The 14991-nt window shown below is 43.4% G+C and carries 14 protein-coding genes and 2 pseudogenes; 8 read left to right on the top strand and 8 right to left on the bottom strand.

Annotation, left to right across the window (positions count from 1 at the left end; genetic code table 11):
- Positions 1-7: 7 nt before the first annotated feature.
- A pseudogene (locus HMPREF1150_RS0111070) lies at positions 8-274 on the top strand (recombinase family protein); the annotation flags it as partial.
- Positions 273-632, top strand: a pseudogene (locus HMPREF1150_RS12000) (type I restriction enzyme endonuclease domain-containing protein); the annotation flags it as partial. The pseudogenes HMPREF1150_RS0111070 and HMPREF1150_RS12000, both read left to right, overlap by 2 nt.
- A gap of 187 nt (positions 633-819) precedes the next feature.
- On the opposite strand, the gene HMPREF1150_RS08835 reads toward HMPREF1150_RS12000, so the two are convergent.
- The 5 genes from HMPREF1150_RS08835 to HMPREF1150_RS08855 all read right to left on the bottom strand — a co-directional run bounded on the left by HMPREF1150_RS08835 (position 820) and on the right by HMPREF1150_RS08855 (position 5893).
- Positions 820-1512 carry an alpha/beta hydrolase-fold protein gene (locus tag HMPREF1150_RS08835; protein WP_032905368.1) on the bottom strand — a complete coding sequence of 231 codons (693 nt, stop codon included), beginning with the start codon at positions 1510-1512 and terminating at the stop codon, positions 820-822.
- The gene (locus HMPREF1150_RS08840) at positions 1493-2521 is read right to left on the bottom strand and encodes an ABC transporter substrate-binding protein (RefSeq protein WP_009659263.1); all 1029 of its coding nucleotides are present in this window, start codon (positions 2519-2521) and stop codon (positions 1493-1495) included. Before HMPREF1150_RS08840 ends, HMPREF1150_RS08835 begins: the two co-directional genes overlap by 20 nt.
- Before the next feature lie 55 nt (positions 2522-2576).
- Complete coding sequence (locus tag HMPREF1150_RS08845; RefSeq protein WP_009659294.1) at positions 2577-3332, bottom strand: ABC transporter ATP-binding protein; 756 nt, start codon at positions 3330-3332, stop codon at positions 2577-2579.
- A gap of 1 nt (position 3333) precedes the next feature.
- Positions 3334-4380, bottom strand: a complete 1047-nt coding sequence (locus HMPREF1150_RS08850) for an iron ABC transporter permease (RefSeq protein ID WP_009659260.1) — start codon at positions 4378-4380, stop codon at positions 3334-3336.
- A gap of 430 nt (positions 4381-4810) precedes the next feature.
- Positions 4811-5893, bottom strand: a complete 1083-nt coding sequence (locus HMPREF1150_RS08855; RefSeq protein ID WP_009659300.1) for a Xaa-Pro peptidase family protein — start codon at positions 5891-5893, stop codon at positions 4811-4813.
- A gap of 162 nt (positions 5894-6055) precedes the next feature.
- Between HMPREF1150_RS08855 and ccpA the strand changes: the two genes are divergently transcribed.
- The 6 genes from ccpA (at position 6056) to thrS (ending at position 13026) form a co-directional block, all read left to right on the top strand.
- On the top strand, positions 6056-7060 hold the full coding sequence (ccpA, locus tag HMPREF1150_RS08860; RefSeq protein WP_002894913.1) for a catabolite control protein A: 1005 nt from the start codon (positions 6056-6058) through the stop codon (positions 7058-7060).
- Positions 7061-7305: 245 nt separating this feature from the next.
- Positions 7306-8304: a glycosyltransferase family 4 protein gene (locus tag HMPREF1150_RS08865; protein ID WP_002904961.1), complete on the top strand. Its 999-nt coding sequence runs from the start codon at positions 7306-7308 to the stop codon at positions 8302-8304.
- A 1-nt stretch (position 8305) separates the two neighbouring features.
- Positions 8306-9628, top strand: coding sequence for a glycosyltransferase family 4 protein (locus HMPREF1150_RS08870; RefSeq protein ID WP_002904960.1), 1323 nt, complete (start codon positions 8306-8308; stop codon positions 9626-9628).
- Between the two features lie 71 nt (positions 9629-9699).
- Entirely contained in the window at positions 9700-10179 is a 480-nt protein-coding gene (locus HMPREF1150_RS08875; RefSeq protein ID WP_009659292.1) for a hypothetical protein, read from the top strand.
- Positions 10180-10445: 266 nt separating this feature from the next.
- Complete coding sequence (locus HMPREF1150_RS08880; protein WP_032905381.1) at positions 10446-11090, top strand: ATPase AAA; 645 nt, start codon at positions 10446-10448, stop codon at positions 11088-11090.
- Positions 11083-13026, top strand: a complete 1944-nt coding sequence (thrS, locus tag HMPREF1150_RS08885) for a threonine--tRNA ligase (RefSeq protein WP_009659313.1) — start codon at positions 11083-11085, stop codon at positions 13024-13026. Before HMPREF1150_RS08880 ends, thrS begins: the two co-directional genes overlap by 8 nt.
- A gap of 103 nt (positions 13027-13129) precedes the next feature.
- Here thrS and HMPREF1150_RS08890 read toward each other — a convergent pair whose 3' ends face one another.
- The 3 genes from HMPREF1150_RS08890 to HMPREF1150_RS08900 all read right to left on the bottom strand — a co-directional run bounded on the left by HMPREF1150_RS08890 (position 13130) and on the right by HMPREF1150_RS08900 (position 14987).
- Positions 13130-13528 carry a hypothetical protein gene (locus HMPREF1150_RS08890; protein ID WP_009659277.1) on the bottom strand — a complete coding sequence of 133 codons (399 nt, stop codon included), beginning with the start codon at positions 13526-13528 and terminating at the stop codon, positions 13130-13132.
- Positions 13529-13636: 108 nt separating this feature from the next.
- Entirely contained in the window at positions 13637-14296 is a 660-nt protein-coding gene (locus HMPREF1150_RS08895; RefSeq protein WP_009659320.1) for an amino acid ABC transporter permease, read from the bottom strand.
- A 10-nt stretch (positions 14297-14306) separates the two neighbouring features.
- Positions 14307-14987 carry an amino acid ABC transporter permease gene (locus HMPREF1150_RS08900; protein WP_009659278.1) on the bottom strand — a complete coding sequence of 227 codons (681 nt, stop codon included), beginning with the start codon at positions 14985-14987 and terminating at the stop codon, positions 14307-14309.
- Between the last annotated feature and the right edge of the window lie 4 nt (positions 14988-14991).

Genomic DNA, 14991 nt, shown 5'->3' with positions numbered 1-14991 from the left:
TATAGAAGAGAAAAGGGTTGCAGGATATGCCAGAGTATCAACTGATAGTGAAGAACAGCAAACTTCCTATGAGGCACAGGTGGACTACTATACAAACTACATCAAAAGCAGAGATGACTGGGAGTTCGTACAAGTTTATACAGATGAAGGAATATCAGCTACAAACACCAAAAAGCGTGATGGTTTTAAGCGAATGGTAAAAGATGCCCTTGGTGGAAAGATAGACCTTATTGTTACTAAATCAGTTAGTAGATTTGCCAGAAATACCGTAGATAGGTCTTACAGATGAAGAATTGGCTTTCTATGACGCTTTGACACAACCACAAGCAGTCAAAGACTTTTATGAAAATGATGAGCTTGTTGCAATGACTCATGAATTAACTGAGACCTTGCGCAAAAGCAGAACTATTGATTGGCAGAAAAAACATTCTGCGCGTGCTCGTATGCGCATGCTTGTTAAACGGCTCCTTAGGAAATACAAATATCCACCAGAGGGTTTCGAAGACGCCATTGTGACAGTTATCAAGCAATGTGAAATGTGGACAGATAATCCTGATAATAATTATGAGTCTTATTCATTTTCTGACCAACTGATGGCTGCTGAAAGTAGGGTAGAATTTGAATCGAAATAAAATTTGACCGGCTATGCCGGCGGCCTTGATAAAAAATCCTTCCTACTGGAGTTGGAGGCGGGGGAGAAGACTCAATAAATCTTTCTACTCAAGATTTTTACCATTTTACTGGTGAGAGTCTTTTTACGTACAGCAATAAACTAAAAATCCCTTTGTCAGCTGTTGTAAGTGACAAAGGGGTTTTTCATTAGTCGAGATGCCATTGTGTGGCCAGCCAATCGGCAAAGCCACCATAGCGCTCTTTGAGGGCTTCATGATGACCGTAAGGATCAAAGACGGAGCAAGTTGTAAGGATTTCTTTCTGAATCAAGCGATGAATTTCTTCAGCATAAAAAGGAGCTTTGGAAAGTCGGTTCGAGTGATTCGCGCCTTCAGTCTTTCCATTCTGCAAATAGACTAGACAGTCCTTGTTTTTCAACTCCTGTGTCCGACAATAGTCGGTAAAACCAGGGTACCAAAAGGAACCGCAGATAGAAAAGACGCAGGGGATCTTGCAGTCGCTATAGAGACTGTAAACAGCCGCTAGTCCACCGAGAGAGTAGCCACCATAGGCAATTCTCTTGTCATCCAGTAGGTAGTGCTGTCTGATTTCGGTTAATATACCGTTGAATAGTTTCTGATGGTAGCTATCCGCTTCGCCGCCAAAATCAGGATTGCCAGGCTTTAGAGCATTGGCTTTCCAGGGTGTATAATCGTCCAGCCTGTTGTTCGATATCAGTCCGATCAAGATTACCGATGAAGAAAGCCTGCTCAGGTAGTTTATCTTTCCATCATTTAGTAAGATTGCTGGATAAGGTCGTGATTTGTCATAATCTTGGGGCAGGGCAATGTTGACAGTGATACCCTCCCAGACAAAAGTCTTATTTATTGACAAAGTCATTGATTTTCTCGAGTGAGTCGATTACAGCAGGACCATAATCCATGAACTCATCATAGGAGATGGTCATGATTTTCTGATTTTTGACCGCTGGAACATCTTCCAGAACGGGATTAGCTTTCATTAGATCAACTGCTTGTTCATCCATGGCCTTGTTGCGGTCGCTGGTTACATAGATGATGACTTCTGGATCCATAGAGACCAGATTTTCCAAGGTCAAGTCAGAGGTTCCGGTCGCTACATTGGTATAGCCGAGCTGGTTAAGCAGGCTCTCCTGTAGAGCAGATTTATAAGCACCGAAAGTCTCATCATTGTAGGCACACATGATGAGCGCTTTTTTCTTTTCACCTTGGCTAGCCTTATTAGCTTTCTTGACAGTGTCAATTCTTGTCTGCAGCTGGTCAGCATACTGATTGGCCTTGTCTTGGACATTAAAGATGGTTCCTATATTCTTGACATCTTCAACGATATTTCCTAGGTCTTGCTTGATATTAGACAGGGAAGCCTTCTGTGTGTAGACAGGGATTTTGTTTTCATTCCAGGCACTGACTGTTCCCAGAGATTTCTCGGAAAACATCATGTTTCGGCCAAGAAGAGCGTCTGGCTCATAAGATAGCACAGTTTCCTGTGATACGGTTTTCTTGTCGCCGACTTGCGGAATGGTGGCAATATCAGCCTTGTATTTATCTGTGACATCATTGTCTGGATTGAGCATACCGGCAATCTTGTCTTTCAATCCTAGTTCAATCAAGATTTCGGTCGTCGAAAGGTTGTTGGTGATGACCTTTTCCGGTGCCTTTTCAAAGACCTGATCAATCTCCTTGCCTTCGGCATCGTAAGTTTTGATTATCACTGGGTATTTTGTCTCTGCTGTGCTCTTTTTCGCGCTTTCTGTTTTGGAGGAAGATTGTGAAGTTGAGCTTTCTTTCGTACTCTCCTTAGATGAAGAATTGCAGGCTGCCATTGTCAGTGCAGCAGTTGCGACGAGTAAGATACTGAGTGTTTTTTTCATATTGCCTTCCTTTCTTGGGCTTGGAGCTTGTATAGATAAAGCTGAAAACAGATTCTTATAGATACTGAATCATGGCCTGTCGATCCTTGGTCCAGATCACTTTGCTCTGAATACCGTAAACGGTTTGCAGTGAATCATGGGTGATGGCCTCCTTTGGAGCGCCTTGGTATGCAATCTCACCTCCCTTCATGAGGTACAAATAGTCTGAATACCGACAAGCCAGTTGGATATCATGTAAAACAGCCAAAACATTGATGTTCAGGTCTTTGACGATACGCAGCATATCCAGCTGGTATTTGATATCCAGATGATTGGTTGGCTCGTCTAGGAGCAGTAGGCTTGGCTGCTGGGCCAAAGCGCGTGCCAGCAAGACTCTTTGCTTCTCACCGCCAGACAGGGATAGATAGGTTCGCTCTCTCTTGTCCAGCATGTCCACCTGTCTCAAGGCATGACGGACGAGGGCGTAGTCTTTTTCGCTCTCTTTTTGAAAAAGGGACAGATGGGGCGTCCTGCCCAGCATGACGATTTCTTGGACGGTACAGTCAAACTGAAGATGGTTAAACTGAGTTACAACGGCTATTTTCTGGGCAGCTCTTTTTATGCTGACCTGTTCAAGCGGCCTTCCGTTTAGATAAATGTTCCCGCTGTCAGGTTTGATTTGGCGGTAGATGGTTTTGAGCAGACTAGTTTTGCCACTTCCGTTGGGCCCTAAAATGGTGTGAAACTGATTTCCCTCGACCTTGAGCGAAATTCCTTTTAAGATCTCTTTTTGGCCGACAGCATAGTGGATATTTTGGCAAGTTAGATCCATTTTAGCTACTTACCTCCTTTCTGCTTTTGGCAACAATGTAGATGAAGAAGGGGGCGCCGACTAAAGCGGTGAAAATCCCAATCGGCAGCTCGGCATTTTTGACCAAAATTCGAGCTAAAACATCTGCCCAGACAAGAAAGAGAGAGCCGAGCAGGGTAGCGATAGGAAAGAGCCTTTTGTAATTGGTACCGACTAATCTACGAGCAATATGCGGAGTGATTAGTCCGACAAAGCCAATAATACCGCAGCAGGCAACCAGCACCGCTGTCATAATTGCGACAACTGTGATATAGAGGAACCAGTAAAAACGCAGAGGTACCCCCAGTGTCAAAGCTGCTTCGTCCCCCATCATCATAGTATTGAAAATACGATACTGGGAACAGAAAAACAAAAAGGAGAAACCAACAACAAGAGCCGGCAAGGCAAGGTCTGACCAAGAAGTTCCGGCTAGCGAGCCCATGGTCCAGAACTTGATCGTCATAAGGCTGTCAGCATTGGCACCGACGGAAATGATAAAGTTGGAAAAGGCGATAAAGAGGGCATTTACAACTGTTCCTGATAAAATCAGACTGCTTGTCGTCATTTTTCCCTGCATGGATGCGATAAAAAGGACCACAGCCGATGCCAGAATAGCTCCTATAAAGGCACCTGCGCCAGTAATGGATTTGAGGACTAAGATAATGCTCAGTGTGGCTCCGAAGGTTGCACCCGCTGAAATTCCCAGGATATAAGGCTCTGCGATGGGATTATTGACAGTAGATTGCATGACGCTGCCACAGACAGACAGGCCAGCACCAGCTAGGATTCCCAAAAGCACTCTTGGAACCCGCATGTTCCAAACAATCGCGATTGTGGACGGAGATAGTTTGCCTGTGCCAAGGGGAAAACCGAGCTTACTGAAAATAATCTGGTAAGTATCTTGTATGTCAATAGTGACCGATCCCAGGGATACAGCTAAAAAGAGGGAGAAAGCCAGAAAAATGATGAGAAGCAAGAGCAGGCAGACATAGCGAGAAAATCCGTGATTTTCTGACTTTTTAAAGAGCATCCAGACCTCCTTAACAGCAAAGATTAGAATTTTTAGACAATTTTTCATAAAAAATTATAACATTTTTAAATCAGAAGGGCAAGAAGGGATAAAAAACTCTGATATGATAAGGGTTTGTGACGCTTTCTCTTCTCAATGATGAAAGCATCGTGCTTAGTGTAAGAACTGGATAGTGAGGAGTAATTGATTTCTTCGGAAAGTCTCTGACAGCTCACATCATTAGAGGAAAAGCAGGTAAATCTAAATGACTTAGTATAATTACTAGGAAACAAGAAAAAAACGACAGAAACTTTTCTATCGTTTTTTTGAAATTATAAACGCTTAAGGACTAAGACAGCTATAACAATGTTCAACAATGATAGCTTAAATAGCCAGAAGGTCTTTGCCAAATCTAATAATCATTCAAGACATAATATAGGCTTATAAAATTCTATTCAAAATACAGCAAGTCCTTGCCAGTCTCGGTGAAGAGTTCAAAACCATTTTTAGTGACATGGCCGCAGTCTTCGATGCGGACACCGACCTTACCAGGGATGTAAATGCCAGGCTCAACAGAGAAGCACATGCCTTCTTCGATGACCATGTTGTTGCCCTCCATGATAGATGGAAATTCGTGAACATCCATACCGATACCATGGCCGAGGCGGTGATTGAAATACTTACCGTAGCCCGCTTTTTCGATGACTTGCCGAGCGGCGCGGTCTACTTCATGAGCTGTGACGCCTGGCTTGATAAAGTCAAGAGCAGCTTGCTGGGCTTCCAATGTCAGATGGTAGATATCTTTTTTAAACTGATCCGGCTGGCCGACAGCAACGGTCCTTGTCATATCGCTGGCATAGCCATTGACCATGCAGCCAAGGTCAAAGAGAAGGAGGGCGTTATTTTCGACTTTATTTGCTCCGGGAATGCCATGCGGATTAGCTGCATTATTTCCTGTCAGGACCATGGTTTCAAAGCTCATCTCATAGCCTTCGCGTTTGATAGCAAAGTCAATCTGAGCAATGATATCCGTTTCGGTATTTTCCAGTGAAATATTGTCAAAACCGATATTGACAGCCTTGTCAGCATATTGCCCAGCTACCAGCATTTTCTGGATTTCATCGGCTGATTTGATCAAGCGCAAGCGATTGACATAAGGAGTCAGGTTGGTAAATTCTGCAGTTTCAAAGACAGTTTTCAATCCATGATATTTGGTCAAAATCAAGTTGTCAAACTCAAGAGCGACAGTCTTGAAGGAGTGATCCGGCAGGGCTGCTTTAATCTTCTGCCAAGGATTTTCAGAGTCTATATAGCCAAGGACTGAAAAGGGAACAGATCCTGAAGCCCGCTCAACCTCTAGAGCTGGCACGAAGAGCAGGGGCTCATGGTCAGGATAGACAAACAAAAACATCTGCCGCTCATGCGGGTCACTGTAAAAACCAGTCAGATAATTGATAGTGACTGGATCAGACAGAACAGCAGCATCTAGCTTCTCATTCTCGAGATAGTGGGTGATTTGTTGGATTTTTGTCATGGTCACAACCTTCTTTCTATGCCTCTATTTTGGCAAAAAATGTCAAAAAAAGCAAGACTTTTCAAAAACTTATCAAAATACTTGAAAGTGTTTACAAGAAGTGATAAAATGGTGAATGTAGGAAAGTGAAAACGATATTTTCAATAGAAGAAAGGAAACTATATGAACACAGACGACACAGTAACGATTTATGATGTCGCCCGTGAAGCGGGAGTTTCGATGGCGACAGTCAGTCGAGTAGTGAATGGAAACAAGAACGTCAAAGAAAACACACGTAAAAAAGTTTTAGAGGTCATTGATCGTCTTGACTATCGTCCAAATGCAGTGGCACGTGGACTAGCCAGCAAGAAGACTACAACCGTCGGCGTTGTCATTCCAAATATTACCAATAGCTATTTCTCAACCTTGGCAAAAGGGATTGATGATATTGCCGAAATGTATAAATACAACATTGTCTTGGCTAACAGCGATGAGGATGATGATAAGGAAGTATCCGTTGTCAATACTCTCTTCTCTAAGCAGGTGGATGGCATTATTTTCATGGGCTATCATTTGACAGAGAAAATTCGCTCAGAGTTTTCACGTTCACGCACACCGGTCGTTTTGGCGGGTACTGTTGATGTGGAGCATCAGCTTCCGAGCGTCAATATTGACTACAAGCAAGCAACGGTTGATGCTGTAGAATTACTGGCTAAGCGCAATAAGAAAATTGCCTTTGTCAGCGGACCACTTGTAGATGATATCAACGGGAAAATCCGTCTATCAGGCTATAAAGATGGCTTGAAGAACAAGAAACTTTCTTACAGCGAAGGCTTGGTTTTTGAGTCTAAATATTCTTATGATGATGGCTACCACTTGGCGGAGCGTGTCATTGCTTCCAAAGCAACTGCAGCTTTTGTCACAGGAGATGAATTGGCAGCAGGCCTCTTAAATGGTCTGTCTGATCAAGGAATCAAGGTTCCAGAAGATTTTGAAATCATTACCAGTGATGATTCGCAAGTAGCTCGTTTCACTCGTCCTAACCTTTCCACAATCGGTCAGCCCCTCTATGACATCGGCGCTATCAGTATGCGCATGCTGACTAAGATTATGCATAAGGAAGAATTGGAAGAACGCGAAGTTCTCCTAGCTCACAGCATTAGCGAGCGTAAATCAACTCGGAAATAAGCGGTGTTCTGCAAGTCTGATTAGGAATTTCTCTGAACTTTAAAATCGAGTGAAGAGACTAAGTCAATGACTGCTTTAATAGAGTTTCATGATTATGAAGCGAGGCTGAGGTATAGTACCTCAGCTTTTTTGTGTTTCCGTTCAGCTAGAGCGTTTTCTATATGCTATCAGGCTTTGGATGGATTTTTTACCTCATTTGACCTTGTGGTTTTCCTTTTTATTTGATTTTCGGTATAATAGGAAGTATGAAAGTATTACTGTACCTTGAAGGAAAGTCCGTTTTGGAGAAATCAGGAATCGGCCGAGCCCTCCAGCACCAGATGCACGCCTTGGATTTGGCTGGGATTCCTTATACGACGGACGTTTTAGGAGATTATGATGTGGTCCACATCAATACCTATGGTCCCCGTAGCTTGCTTCTTCTGCATGCTGCCAAGAGGGGCAATAAAAAAGTGATTATGCATGGGCATTCGACCAAGGAGGACTTTGAAAATTCCTTTATTGGTTCCAATCTCTTTGCTCCGCTTTTTGGTAAATATCTGACTCACATGTATAAAAAGGCGGATTTCATTATCACGCCATCGGAGTATTCCAAGCAGCTGATCCAGTCTTATGGGGTCACTACACCCATGGTGGCTGTGTCAAACGGCATTGACCTGCCTAAGTATAAGAAAGATGCTCGCAAGGAAGAAGTATTTAAAAAGTACTTCAAGATTGAAGAGGGGCAGAAGGTGGTTGTCTGTGCTGGCCTTTATTTCCGCCGCAAGGGGATTGAGGATTTTGTAGAGGTTGCCCGCAGGATGCCAGATGTACGCTTTATCTGGCTGGGCTCTATCAATCTCTGGCTGATTCCGCGCAAGATTCGCCGGCTGGTTCTCTTTGACCATCCTGATAATGTCGAATTCCCTGGTTATTTTAAGGGAGCGGTATTTCAGGGAGCCATGTCTGGAGCAGATGCTTTCTTTTTCCCGTCCTATGAGGAAACTGAAGGAATTGTTGTCCTGGAAGCCTTGGCTAGTGAGCAGAATGTTGTGCTGCGTGATATTCCAGTCTATCAGGGCTGGGTGGATGAGCGTTCAGCCGAGCTCTGCCATAATGTAGATGAGTTTGTCCAGTCTCTGAGAAATGTCTTAGATAAAAAGGTGGACAAGCGCGAAGCAGGCTATCAGGTGGCTAAAAGCCGGTCTATTGACGATGTTGCAGATCAGTTAGTTGAGGCTTATCAAACAGTTTTGGAGATGTAAGATGCGTATTGGTCTTTTTACAGATACCTATTTTCCTCAGGTCTCTGGGGTTGCTACCAGTATTCGGACTTTGAAGACGGAGCTAGAAAAATTAGGTCACACAGTATTTATTTTTACGACGACGGACAAGGATGTCAATCGTTATGAAGATTGGCAGATTATTCGGATTCCCAGCGTACCTTTCTTTGCCTTTAAGGACCGAAGAGTGGCTTACCGAGGCTTTTCTCATGCCTTAGAAATTGCCCGTCAGTACCAGCTGGACATTATCCATACCCAGACTGAGTTTTCACTAGGGCTGCTGGGGATTTGGATTGCTAAAGAGCTGCGGATTCCGGTAGTACATACCTATCATACCCAGTATGAGGATTATGTGCACTATATTGCTAAGGGGATGGTCATCCGTCCTAGCATGGTCAAATATATCGTCCGTGGCTTCATGAGTGACTTGGATGGGGTTATTTGCCCTAGCGAGATTGTTTATGACCTTTTGGTTGATTATAAAATCGAAGCAGAAAAACGGGTGATTCCGACAGGGATTGAGCTGGCGAAGTTTGAGCGTCCAGAAATTTCGCGTGAGGATATCAAAAAGCTGCGTTTCAAGCTAGGACTGGCTGAAGATGAGATAATGCTGCTCAGTCTGTCCCGTATTTCTTATGAAAAGAATATCCAGGCTATCGTTGAGGCGATGCCTGCTGTTCTTGAAGAAAATGACAAAGTCAAGCTGGTCATTGTCGGCGACGGCCCCTACGCGGAAGACTTGAAAGAAATGGTTGCTAAGCTTCAGATTGAAGAAGCGGTCATCTTTACGGGGATGATTGCTCCTAGTGATACGGCCCTTTACTATAAAGCTGCGGATTTCTTTATCTCTGCCTCAACCAGTGAGACTCAAGGTCTGACTTATCTGGAAAGCTTAGCCAGCGGTACGCCGATTATTGCTCATGGCAATCCTTATCTGGATAATGTTATCAGTGACAAAATTTTTGGAACCCTTTATTACCAAGAGCGTGATTTATCAGGCGCTATTTTAGAGGCAATTATTGCGACGCCTGATATGGATGAGCAGAAGTTAGCAGACAAGCTCTACGAAATTTCAGCGGAGAATTTTGGCCGCAGAGTCTATGAGTTTTATCTGGATTTAACCATTTCCAAGGACTTCCACAACGAGCTTAGCCCAGAGGAAAGTGCTGCCAAGCGTCTGGCCAAGACGGTGGCCTATTTGCCTGGCAAGGTCATCTCTCTACCCATCAATGGCTCCGTTCGTATCCTCAAAGCTTCGAGTAAGCAAGTGAAAAAAATCAGGAATATTACTAAATTATTAGAATAGAAACATGCCTTGCATCATTGTGGCGATAGCTATTTATGCAAGGTTTTATTTAGAAATAGAGGAGAAATCTTATGAAAAAATATCTCAAACAGCTGCCTTTGTTGCTTTTGTTCTATGGCATTGTCGTTGGTTCGGGTTTGATTTGGGAACAAATTTGGCAATATTTTATAAATAATACAGAGAGTATGGGAAGCGATTTGAACTGGCTTTCTAATCTTAATTTATTTTATTATGCTGTGCTGCTTCCTTTGATTGGTGCAGTGATTGTTTATATAAATACTCGGATGCAAGGCTTTTCACTGCCCTTTCTTCTTTTGATTCCGGGGGTTCAGTATTATTACCTATTCAAAAACTTTTTTGACGGACTTTTTTACTCAGGAGATAAGATTTATAATCCAATCACTTCCACGTTTTATAATGCTAGGGATATTCATGTCTTGTTATTCCTTTCTTTGGGAGGAATGCTGTTGGCAGAGCAATACCGTAAAAAACGTCAAGCTGCCACTTTGAGTCAAGAGGCTCTAAATCGTTTTTCTGGTTTTGATGGTTAATAGCTCTTGCAAATTTTTCCAATCGTGCTATAATGTTTTCTAGAGACATATCACCTGCAGGAAATCTTTTAGAGAGCGCGTGGAGCTGGAAATCGCGTAGAGGATGCAGTTGGGACTACTCTATCAGCTTTTATGCAAACATAAAACGGTGGCTACGTTAGAGCCGATTCGAGGTGTGAGTCTTTTGACTTGCATAAATGAAGGTGGAACCACGTTGCGACGTCCTTTTGAGGATGTCGTTTTTTGTTTTGTCAGAAGGAGGAAGAATAGTGCTTTATATGATTGGCGGATCGCCTTGTAGTGGGAAGTCAACAATTGCTTCACTTCTTGCTAGACAGTATCAGCTGCTTCATATCAAGCTGGATGATTTGGTAGACGAGATGATGAGTCAAGCAAGTGCAGATTCACAGCCGATTTGCCTTCTTAGACAGGACAGAAATCCGGAACAAATCTGGATGAGAAATCCAAAAGAGATGGCTGATGAAGAATGGCGCTTTTATGAAGAGATTTTTCCTTATGTAAAATCTTACTTGATAAAAAATCAAGATAGACCTCTCTTGGTGGAGGGAGCAGGACTTTTGCCTCACTTGGTAAAGGAGCTTGAATGGCCAGCGCCTTCTTATCTATGCTTGACTCCGACAGCTGATTTTCAGAAAAAGCATTATAGACAGAGAGAATGGGTTCCTTATGTCTTAGAGGGAACAACCAATCCTGAGCAAGCTTTTGAAAACTGGATGCAGCGAGACATTCTTTTTGCCCAAATGGTTCGGAAGGAAGCGGTGAGATTAGGTTATCCTAGCCTCATGACAGATGGTAGTCAGTCAGAAAAGCAGACTGCGGAAGAGATTGCTCGAATCTTTAAATTGCTTAACAGAAACAATATAATATTAAAGGAGAAAACACATGATTAAGATTACTTTCCCAGATGGCGCTGTTCGTGAATTCGAATCTGGCGTTACAACTTTTGAAATTGCTCAATCTATCAGCAATTCCCTAGCTAAAAAAGCTTTGGCTGGTAAATTCAATGGCAAATTAATTGATACAACTCGCGCTATTACTGAAGATGGTGCTATTGAAATCGTGACACCTGACCACGAAGATGCTTTAGATGTCTTGCGTCACTCAGCAGCCCACCTCTTTGCGCAAGCAGCTCGCCGTCTTTTCCCAGATATTCACTTGGGCGTTGGTCCTGCTATTCAGGACGGTTTCTACTATGATACGGACAATGAAGCAGGGCAAATTTCAAATGAAGACCTGCCTCGTATCGAAGAAGAAATGAAGAAAATCGTCAAAGAAAACTTCCCATCCATCCGTGAAGAAGTGACCAAGGATGAGGCGCGTGAAATTTTCAAAAACGATCCTTACAAGTTGGAATTGATTGAAGAGCACTCTGAAGATGAGGATGGTTTGACTATCTACCGTCAGGGTGAATATGTGGATCTCTGCCGTGGGCCTCACGTTCCATCTACAGGTCGGATTCAAATCTTCCATCTCTTGAACGTGGCTGGAGCATACTGGCGCGGGAACAGCGACAATGCTATGATGCAGCGGGTCTATGGTACTGCTTGGTTTGACAAGAAAGACCTGAAGAAATATCTGCAAATGCGGGAAGAAGCTAAAGAACGCGACCACCGTAAGTTAGGTAAAGAGCTGGATCTCTTCATGATTTCACAAGAAGTGGGTCAAGGCTTGCCATTCTGGCTGCCAAACGGTGCGACGGTCCGTCGCGAGTTGGAGCGCTACATAGTTGACAAAGAGTTGGCTTCTGGCTACCAACACGTCTACACTCCGCCTTTGGCTTCTGTGGAGCTTTATAAGACTTCTGGCCACTGGGAGCACTACCAAGAGGATATGTTCCCAACCATGGATATGGGTGATGGAGAAGAGTTTGTTTTGCGTCCGATGAACTGCCCTCACCACATCCAGGTCTACAAACACCATGTTCACTCTTACCGTGAGCTGCCAATCCGTATTGCTGAGATTGGCATGATGCACCGTTACGAAAAATCTGGTGCCCTGACTGGTCTTCAACGTGTACGCGAAATGTCCTTGAATGACGGTCACCTCTTTGTTACTCCTGAACAAATCCAAGAAGAATTCCAGCGTGCGCTGCAGTTGATTATCGACGTTTACGCTGATTTCAACTTGACAGAATATCGTTTCCGTCTCTCTCTTCGTGACCCTCAGGATACGCATAAGTATTTTGATAACGATGAGATGTGGGAAAATGCCCAAACCATGCTGCGAGCAGCCTTGGACGAAATGGGTGTGGACTACTTTGAAGCAGAAGGAGAAGCAGCCTTCTACGGTCCTAAACTTGATATCCAGGTTAAAACAGCCCTAGGAAATGAAGAAACTCTGTCAACTATCCAGCTGGACTTCCTCTTGCCAGAGCGTTTTGATCTCAAGTATATCGGAGCTGACGGTGAAGAGCATCGCCCAGTTATGATTCACCGTGGGGTTATCTCAACTATGGAGCGCTTCACAGCTATCTTGATTGAGAATTACAAGGGTGCCTTCCCGACTTGGCTGGCTCCGCATCAAGTGACTTTGATTCCAGTTTCTAATGAAGCCCATATTGACTATGCTTGGCAAGTAGCTAAAAAGCTGCGTGATAGGGGTGTCCGTGCTGATGTGGATGAGCGTAATGAAAAGATGCAGTACAAGATTCGTGCCTCACAAACTAGCAAGATTCCTTATCAGCTCATCGTTGGTGACAAGGAAGTAGAAGACGGTACTGTCAATGTCCGCCGCTACGGTCAAAAAGAAACACATACAATACCAGTAGACGAATTTGTAGAGCAAATCTTAGCAGACATTGCCAGCAAATCCCGCGTTGAAAAGTAGAATTCATTAGATAACAATTAAACCCGAGCAATTAGCTCGGGTTTTATTGTTTTCTATCTGTAGGTAGAAACTTCTTTAACTAATTATGTTAGCAAGTTTAATCTTAATTCAAGTATTTATCCACATAATCATCAAAATCAGGATACTCATTTCGGTTCATGGCATAGAGCATTTCCCCATAGAGAGGGTCACTAGACGGGTCATCAGGTTCTAGAAGAGTAGCTATTTTCATATCATCATCTGGGAAAAGGATGGTGTAGTGATAGGTGTCGCTGACAGTGATACTGTAATATTTGGTATTATCTTGGTAGCCTGACTTATCTATCTTATAGTGAAATTCTTTATCGCCTAGCTTGCCTGTTTTGTCATTGAAGACAATGTCAATGTCCTCTCCGTTTGCTTTCTGAGCCTTCCATTTTCCCTGAAAGCTAGCGTACTGACTGCAGGCACTGAGAAAGATTAGTGTTAAGAAAGTGGTGAAAAGCAATGTCAGTTTTTTCATATCGTTCTCCTTGTCTATCCTTTGATATTATTCTACCACAAATATTAAAAATAAAAAAGCTGAGTTGGTAAACTCAACTTTTGGACAGTTGATCTGTATCTGAGCTACTTATTCTGCAGCTTGAGCCCAGCGTTGGGATAGCTTGCGCGAGAAGCTGGAAATGGCGAAGTTAATCAGGAAATAGATTGCTGCTACTAGTAGGTAGAGCGTGAAGACCTGTTCAGCTTCAAAATAGCGTCCCATTAGAATTTGAGCAGAACCAAAGAGTTCTTGGAGCGCAATAACAGAATAGAGCAGGCTGGTATCCTTAATCACTGTGACAAACTGAGAAATGATGGCTGGCAGCATTTTCCGAATAGCCTGAGGTAGGATGATAAAACGCAAAATCTGAAACTGAGTAAATCCTTGAGATAAGCCAGCTTCAGTCTGACCTGGGTCAATGGCATTGAGACCGCCTCGGATAATTTCTGCCAAAGCAGCAGAAGTAAAGACAGTGAAGCTGATGATACCGGCTGGCGTTGATTTAATCTGAAAGACTAAAAAGATAGTGAAAATCCAGAGCAGATTGGGTACATTACGGACAAATTCGATGTAAATGCTGGCAATCAGCTTGAGCAGTTTATTTTTTCCGTTTCTCATGACGGCTAGAATAGTTCCAAAAATCGTGGATAGGACAATGGAAATGAAAGAAATTTGCAGCGTCAGCCAGAGCCCCTTAAGGATAAAGAGGAGGTTGTTTGCGGTTAAGACTTTTAAAATATTTTCCATAGAGACCTCCTTAGATGCTGTAAGCTTGTTTATTGGCTTCCTCTACCCTACGTCCCCAGCTAGCGATTGGGAAGCAAAGGAGGAAGTAGAGCAGAGCTGCTCCGGCAAAAGCTGGTATGTAGTTGGAGTTCAGAGCAGACCAAGACTTGGTCACGAACATCAGATCCATACCAGAGATAATAGCGACGGTAGAAGTATTTTTTATCAGATTGACAACCTGATTGATTAGCGGTGGCAGGATAATCCGAAAAGCTTGGGGCAGGATGATATATCGCATAGTTTCGACATAGGTAAAGCCCTGAGATAGTGCAGCTTCGGTCTGTCCGCGAGGAATGGACTGGATACCTGAGCGGATAACTTCGGCGATATAAGCGCCGTGGTACAGTCCCACACAGAGAACCGCAGTCCAATAGATTGAGGGCATGATGGTGTAATTGCTGACTAGCGGAAGACCGTAAAAGACAATTACAAATTGAACTAAGAGTGGTGTATTCTGGTAAAACTCAACAAAAACACGAGCTAGACCACGTAGAACTTTATGCTTACCAGTGCTGATAGCTCCAAAGAAAATCCCTAGTAAAAGAGCCAAGGTCAGGGCACCGATAGAAATAGCTAAGGTAAAGAGGAATCCTTGGAAAAACTTGCCAAAGTCCGCAAAGTAGGCCTGCCAAGAAGAAATACTAAAACTCATGGGG

The organism is Streptococcus sp. AS14, assembly GCF_000286495.1.
In the GTDB taxonomy this organism is placed as follows: Bacteria; Bacillota; Bacilli; order Lactobacillales; family Streptococcaceae; genus Streptococcus; species Streptococcus sanguinis_P.
The sequence above is the reverse complement of the archived record's forward strand: the minus strand, read 5'-3'. Positions and strand labels throughout refer to the sequence as shown.

Coding starts and splice junctions, on each gene's coding strand:
- HMPREF1150_RS08855 (WP_009659300.1), bottom strand. CDS start 5,893: ATGACAAAAATCCAACAAATCACCCACTATCTCGAGAATGAGAAGCTA.
- HMPREF1150_RS08900 (WP_009659278.1), bottom strand. CDS start 14,987: ATGAGTTTTAGTATTTCTTCTTGGCAGGCCTACTTTGCGGACTTTGGC.
- HMPREF1150_RS08840 (WP_009659263.1), bottom strand. CDS start 2,521: ATGAAAAAAACACTCAGTATCTTACTCGTCGCAACTGCTGCACTGACA.
- thrS (WP_009659313.1), top strand. CDS start 11,083: ATGATTAAGATTACTTTCCCAGATGGCGCTGTTCGTGAATTCGAATCT.
- HMPREF1150_RS08875 (WP_009659292.1), top strand. CDS start 9,700: ATGAAAAAATATCTCAAACAGCTGCCTTTGTTGCTTTTGTTCTATGGC.
- HMPREF1150_RS08895 (WP_009659320.1), bottom strand. CDS start 14,296: ATGGAAAATATTTTAAAAGTCTTAACCGCAAACAACCTCCTCTTTATC.
- HMPREF1150_RS08890 (WP_009659277.1), bottom strand. CDS start 13,528: ATGAAAAAACTGACATTGCTTTTCACCACTTTCTTAACACTAATCTTT.
- HMPREF1150_RS08835 (WP_032905368.1), bottom strand. CDS start 1,512: ATGACTTTGTCAATAAATAAGACTTTTGTCTGGGAGGGTATCACTGTC.
- HMPREF1150_RS08870 (WP_002904960.1), top strand. CDS start 8,306: ATGCGTATTGGTCTTTTTACAGATACCTATTTTCCTCAGGTCTCTGGG.
- HMPREF1150_RS08845 (WP_009659294.1), bottom strand. CDS start 3,332: ATGGATCTAACTTGCCAAAATATCCACTATGCTGTCGGCCAAAAAGAG.
- HMPREF1150_RS08850 (WP_009659260.1), bottom strand. CDS start 4,380: ATGCTCTTTAAAAAGTCAGAAAATCACGGATTTTCTCGCTATGTCTGC.
- ccpA (WP_002894913.1), top strand. CDS start 6,056: ATGAACACAGACGACACAGTAACGATTTATGATGTCGCCCGTGAAGCG.
- HMPREF1150_RS08865 (WP_002904961.1), top strand. CDS start 7,306: ATGAAAGTATTACTGTACCTTGAAGGAAAGTCCGTTTTGGAGAAATCA.